Origin of the sequence: Exiguobacterium sp. s161 (assembly GCF_018619045.1) — a bacterium.
Lineage (GTDB): Bacteria > Bacillota > Bacilli > Exiguobacteriales > Exiguobacteriaceae > Exiguobacterium_A > Exiguobacterium_A indicum.
In genome coordinates this window covers 1-1,054 of the sequence record NZ_JACSNH010000017.1, presented here as the reverse complement: position 1 = coordinate 1,054, position 1,054 = coordinate 1, and the positions used below count along the sequence as shown (strand labels likewise).

Sequence of the window (1,054 nt, the reverse complement as noted above, 5' to 3'; positions counted from 1 at the left end):
GACGAATTGTAATATTAAGTGCAACACCTAGCTGAAAACACAAAAAAACCCATAACGACCTCGTGTAGAATAGAGTTACCACACAAAATTCAACGGAGGATTCGTTATGAGCTATGTTCATCTTACCACATCAGAAAGAGTCAAAATTGAAACTTATCTAGAGCTTGGATTTTCAATGCGAAAGATCGCTCAGCATCTTGGACGACAGCCGTCCACGATTTCACGTGAGCTCAGACGGAATCCTTCCTACAATGCGATCAACGCCGGACGGCGTTATGAGATGCAAAAAAAGAATTGTGGAGCACGCACGATGTTCAGCGCTTCGCTTGGCTCATGTATCCTTTCGAAACTGCGAGAGACATGGTCTCCCGAACAGATCGCAGGACGGCTCTTTCACGAACATGGACCATCGTACAGTACAATCTATCGATGGATATATAAAGGATTCATCAAGAGCGATTTAGGCGTTTTACGACAAAAAGGAAAGCGCCTACAGCCACGTGAGACAAGAGGTCGCTTCAACATCGGGATTCCGATCAGTAAACGTCCGTCGGACGTCCGGGGTCGAGAAACGTTCGGGCATTGGGAGTTGGATACTGTCGTATCAGGACGAGGGCAGACAAAGGCGTGTGTCGCGACATTCATCGAACGTAAAAGTCGGTTCTATATCGTACTACCGATGGTCGACCGTTCTTCTCACTCGATGGAACATGCCATCCGAACACTTTACTCTTCTTTCCCATCGGGAACGTTTCAAACCATGACGACGGATCGCGGTAAGGAGTTCAGCTGTCACGAACGGATACAGGACTCTCTTGGTATCCCAATGTACTTTGCGGACCCCTATTCTTCATGGCAACGTGGCAGCAATGAGAATGCAAATGGTCTTCTCCGTGAGTTCTTCCCAAAGGGAACCAACTTCGGAATGATCAACAAGACAGAATTAGATTACGCACTTTCTAGAATCAACAATCGACCAAGAAAGTGTTTGGATTGGAAAACTGCATACGAGGTCTTTTCCGAAGAAGTGTTGCGCTTAATTTGACAAACCGTC

At 46.4% G+C, this 1,054-nt stretch carries 1 protein-coding gene; it reads left to right on the top strand.

What is annotated here, in order from left to right; translation table 11 throughout:
- Nucleotides 1-106 precede the first annotated feature (106 nt).
- Nucleotides 107-1,045 (top strand): IS30 family transposase, encoded by a 939-nt coding sequence (locus KNQ14_RS16570; protein ID WP_214861865.1) that lies wholly within the window; start codon nucleotides 107-109, stop codon nucleotides 1,043-1,045.
- Nucleotides 1,046-1,054 lie beyond the last annotated feature (9 nt).